Genomic DNA, 4,716 nt, shown 5'->3' on the forward strand with positions numbered 1-4,716 from the left:
GCGGGACCAGGAATCGGCGCGCTTCAACAACATCATGGTCGCGGTGAAGCTCACCGTGGTGGTGGCCTTCATCGCACTGGGCTGGGGCCACGTCGACACCGCGAACTGGAGCCCGCTGATCCCCGACAACGACGGCACCTTCGGGCATTTCGGCGCCAGCGGCATCCTGCGCGGCGCCGGCGTGGTGTTCTTCGCCTTCATCGGCTTCGACGCGGTCTCCACCGCCGCCCAGGAAGCGCGCAAGCCCCAGAAGGACATGCCCATCGGCATCCTGGGCTCGCTGGCGGTCTGCACGATCCTGTACGTGCTCGTCGCCGCCGTGCTCACCGGCCTCGTCCCCTACAAGGAGCTGAACGTCCCCGACCCGATCGCCAAGGGCGTCGACGTGATCGGCATCGGCTGGTTCGCCCTCCTGATCAAGCTCGGGGCGCTGACCGGGCTCACGACGGTGATCCTCGTGCTGCTCTACGGCCAGAGCCGGATCTTCTTCACCATGGCGCAGGACGGCCTGCTGCCGAAGATGTTCTCCCACGTCCATCCGACCTATCAGACGCCGTATCGCAGCCAGGCGCTGATCGGGGCCGTGGTCGCCGTGGTGGCGGCCCTGGTGCCGATCCACATCCTCGGGGAGATGGTGAGCATCGGCACGCTCGCCGCCTTCATCCTCGTCTGCGGCTCGGTGCTCTACCTGCGGCGGACCGAGCGCCACATGAAGCGGCCGTTCCGGGCCCCCGCCGTGCCGGTCGTGCCGATCCTCGGCATCCTGTTCTGCCTGCTCCTGATGATCGGCCTGCCCCTCGACACGTGGCTGCGGCTGGTGATCTGGATGGCGATCGGCCTCGTCGTGTACTTCTTCTACGGCCGCAAGCACTCGGTCCTGCGCCGGAAGGAGGGGAACGCGGCGTAGGTCAGACGGACCGGCCCCTCACGATCCTCCATGACGATCCCGTCATTCCGGGCCGCCGCGGGCGGGCCCGGACTGAGGCTCATCCTCACACCGCGATACTGGCCCCGCGCCGCAGGTGCTCGTCGAGACGCGGCATGATCTCCACGAAGTTGCAGGGCCGGTGCCGGTAGTCGAGCTGCTGGGCCAGGATCCCGTCCCAGGCGTCCCGGCAGGCGCCCGGTGAGCCCGGCAGCACGAACACGTAGGTCGCGTGCGCGACCCCCGCGGTGGCGCGGGATTGCAGGGTCGAGGTGCCGATCTTGTCGTACGAGATCCGGTGGAACACGGCCGAGAAGCCGTCCATCCGTTTCTCGAACAGCGGCTCCAGCGCCTCAGGGGTGACGTCGCGGCCGGTGAAGCCGGTCCCGCCGGTGGTGATCACCACGTCGACGCCGGGATCGCGCAGCCACGCCTCCACCTGGCCGCGGATCGCCGGGACCTCGTCCGGCACGATCGACCGGGCCGCCAGACGATGTCCCGCCTCGGTGAGGCGCTGCGTCAGGGTGTCCCCCGAGCGGTCGTCCTCCGGGCGGCGCGTGTCGGAGACGGTCAGGACCGCGATGTTCAGAGGGATGAAGCGGCGGGCGTCGGTCTGATCGGCCATCGTGCGGGCTCTCCGGGACGGAAGACCGATATGGGCCGGCCGAAGCCGCTTGTCGCCCCCGGGCGGCCGCGTCCACGTCCCACTTGCGGTGCGCGGCAAACTCGGCTGTGCTCTTCCGATCCCGTCGGAGATCGCTCCCCATGCACATGTACGGCAACTGGCGCTCGGCTGCGGCCTTCCGGGTGCGGATCGCCCTGAAGCTGAAGGGCATCGCCTACGAGGAGACCTTCATCGATCTCGACGCGGGCGACCAGCACAAGCCGGAGTTCCGGAGGATCAACCCGCAGGGCGCGGTACCGGCCCTGTTCGACGGCGACGGGCCGCCGCTCACCCAGTCGCTCGCGATCCTCGATTACCTGGAGGAGACGCGGGGCGGCGTGCGCCTCCTGCCGGAGGAGCCGCGGGCGCGGGCCCGGGCCCGCTCGCTGGCACAGGTGGTCGCGTGCGACACCCACCCGCTCTACGTGCCCCGGGTGCGCACCTTCCTGATGGAGCATTACGGTCTGCCCCGGGAGCGGATGCTGGATTTCCTGCGCAACGCCTTCACGACCGGCCTGGCGACCCTGGAGACGCGGCTGTCCACCGAGGCGGGCACGGGACGCTTCTGCCAGGGCGATTCGGTAAGCCATGCCGATCTCTGCCTCGTCAGCCTCTGGGTCGGGACTGGCATCTTCGGCATCGACACGGCGGCCTACCCGACGGTCGCGCGAATCGCCGAGGCCTGCCTCGCCCTGCCCGCGGTCGCGGAGGCACACCCGTTGCGTCAGCCGGGTGCCCCGTCGGCGTGATCGCGCGCCACGCGTGCGCGTGAATCCGCGCTGGTGACCTGGGGCTGCGACAAGCGGTTGTGGAATTCGGCGGCCCAGGCCGTGTAAGGAGGCCGGCGATTAATCCCGGTCCGGGGAAAGAAAGAGTGTCGATGGCATCCGTCGAGAACGAGTCCGGCCTGCATCGTGTCGTGGTGGTCGGCGGCGGCGCCGCCGGCCTCCAGCTGGTGACGAAGCTCGGCGACAAGCTCGGGCGCGGCAAGCGCGCGCACATCACCCTCGTGGACCGCGCCCGGACGCATATCTGGAAGCCGCTGCTTCACGAGGTGGCGGCCGGCAGCCTCGATGTGGGCCACCACGCGGTGGATTACCTGCATCACGCCCACATGCACGGCTTCCGCTACCGGATCGGGCGCATGACCGGCCTCGACCGCGAGGCGCGCACGGTCCAGCTCGCGGCGAGCCACGACGCGGAAGGGCGCGAGGTCACGCCCGAGCGCGCCGTCCCCTACGACACGCTGGTGATGGCGGTGGGCTCCACCACGAACGATTTCGGCACGACGGGCGTCGCCGAGCATGCCATCGCCCTCGACACCCAGGAGCAGGCGGTGCGCTTCCACCAGCGCCTCGTGAACGCCTCGCTGCGGGCCCACACCCAGGTCGGCCCGGTCCGGCCCGGCCAGCTCCACGTCACGGTGATCGGCGCGGGCGCCACCGGAACCGAACTCGCCGCCGAGTTGCACCGGACGCTGCGCCACGTCGTCTCCACCGGGCTCGACAAGATCGACCCGGGCAAGGACATCCGCATCACCCTGGTGGAGGCCGCCGACCGGATCCTGCCGGCGGTGCCGCAGCGCCTCTCGGCCGAGGTGATGCAGCTCCTCAACAAGATCGGCGTCGACGTGCGGGTGAAGGCCCGGGTGACCGAGGTGCGCGCCGACGGCGTCCAGCTCGCCGACGGGACCTTCATCCCCTCCGAGCTGGTCGTGTGGGCGGCGGGGGTGAAGGCGCCGCCCTTCCTGCAGGGCATCGGCGGCCTGGAGACCACGCGGACCAACCAGCTGGTGGTGACCCCGACGCTGCAGACGACCCGCGACCCGGATATCTTCGCCATCGGCGACTGCGCCTATCTGGTGGAGGCCGGCTCCGACACGCCGGTGCCGCCCCGCGCCCAGGCGGCCCACCAGCAGGCGAGCCACCTCATCAGCCAGATCCCGGCCAAGATCGCCGGGAAGCCGCTGAAGCCGTTCCGGTACAAGGATTTCGGCTCGCTGGTCTCGCTTGGCGAGTACTCGACCGTGGGCAGCCTGATGGGGTTCGTCCGCGGCAAGAACATGCTCATCGCCGGCCTGTTCGCCCGCATGATGTACCGCTCGCTCTACAAGATGCACGAGCGGGCGCTCCACGGCACGGCCAAGACGGTCCTCGACACCCTGGCGCGCGCGCTGACCCGGCGCACCGAGCCGCGGGTGAAGCTGCACTGACCGTCGCCCCACGAACCGAGGACGGGCGCCCGGGCGGACCGGGCGTGACACAGAAAGGAAGCCCCATGATCCTGGTAAGCGTGATGTATCCGGCCGGCCCGAGCTTCGACATGGGCTACTATCTCGGCCATCACATGCCGCTGGTGCGCGAGCGCTGGTCGTCCCTCGGCCTGCACGAGGCCAAGGTGGTCAAGGGCGCCGGCACGCCGGACGGCGGCACCGCCCCGTTCCAGGTGATGGCGCTGCTGACCTTCGCGTCGGTCGACGCCTTCCAGAAAGCCGTCGCCGCCCATGGCGAGGAGATCTTCGCGGACATCCCGAACTTCACGTCGGCGCAGGCCCAGGTTCAGATCAACGACTTCGCGGAAAGCCCGTGATCGACATCGTCAAGGCTGTTCAGGAGGCCGATCCGAGCCTCGGCACCTACGTGGTCGTGCTGCGCACCGACGCCCGGGCCCTCGACGGCCCGGAACGCTTCACGCCGGACGCGCAGGCCTGGATCGCCGACAAGGCGCCCAGCGGCCGGCTGGCGCGGGTGCGGATCCTGCTCGCGCCCTATCCGGGCGCGGAACCGGCGGAGCGTGAGGTCACCGTGGCGGCCTTCACCGACGCCCGGGAGCTCGCCGCCTTCGCGACGACCTGGACCGGCGACCCGCTGCCCGAGACCGACGAGGCATAGGGCCCAACCGCGCGGGGCGGTCCCTGTCGGGGCGCCGGCCCGCGCTTCAGCAGCGTCGCATCAGGCCGCGCGCAGCTGCCGGATGGCGCGCAGCGCCGTCGCCCGCTGGATTTCCAGGCGCCGGATCAGCGGCATCAGGTCGGGCCCCGCATGGGCGGGGGCCTCGACCTCGCGGCACAGGTTCGACAGGCCGACGAAGCCCAGAACCCCCGCCGCCGCCACCAAGGCGTGCGCGT

At 70.5% G+C, this 4,716-nt stretch carries 6 protein-coding genes; 5 read left to right on the plus strand and 1 reads right to left on the minus strand.

Translation table 11 applies throughout. The features are described from left to right. Positions 1 to 907 (plus strand): amino acid permease (locus I53_RS24735; RefSeq protein WP_043355722.1); only part of this gene is annotated, 907 nt, incomplete at its 5' end. An 85-nt stretch (positions 908 to 992) separates the two neighbouring features. Here I53_RS24735 and moaB read toward each other — a convergent pair. Further along, positions 993 to 1,550: a molybdenum cofactor biosynthesis protein B gene (gene moaB, locus I53_RS24740; protein WP_043355725.1), complete on the minus strand. Its 558-nt coding sequence runs from the start codon at positions 1,548 to 1,550 to the stop codon at positions 993 to 995. A 140-nt stretch (positions 1,551 to 1,690) separates the two neighbouring features. On the opposite strand from moaB, the gene maiA reads away from it, so the two are divergent. From maiA to I53_RS24760, 4 genes are all read left to right on the plus strand, one after another. Beyond that, the gene (gene maiA, locus I53_RS24745) at positions 1,691 to 2,338 is read left to right on the plus strand and encodes a maleylacetoacetate isomerase (protein WP_043355727.1); all 648 of its coding nucleotides are present in this window, start codon (positions 1,691 to 1,693) and stop codon (positions 2,336 to 2,338) included. A gap of 131 nt (positions 2,339 to 2,469) precedes the next feature. Continuing rightward, positions 2,470 to 3,801 (plus strand): NAD(P)/FAD-dependent oxidoreductase, encoded by a 1,332-nt coding sequence (locus I53_RS24750; protein ID WP_043355729.1) that lies wholly within the window; start codon positions 2,470 to 2,472, stop codon positions 3,799 to 3,801. Positions 3,802 to 3,866: 65 nt separating this feature from the next. Then, entirely contained in the window at positions 3,867 to 4,178 is a 312-nt protein-coding gene (locus I53_RS24755) for an EthD family reductase (protein WP_043355731.1), read from the plus strand. Then, positions 4,175 to 4,480, plus strand: a complete 306-nt coding sequence (locus I53_RS24760) for a hypothetical protein (RefSeq protein WP_043355733.1) — start codon at positions 4,175 to 4,177, stop codon at positions 4,478 to 4,480. Before I53_RS24755 ends, I53_RS24760 begins: the two co-directional genes overlap by 4 nt. Positions 4,481 to 4,716: the final 236 nt, after the last annotated feature.

The sequence above is a fragment of the Methylobacterium sp. B1 genome, from assembly GCF_000333255.1.
Classification (GTDB): domain Bacteria; phylum Pseudomonadota; class Alphaproteobacteria; order Rhizobiales; family Beijerinckiaceae; genus Methylobacterium; species Methylobacterium fujisawaense.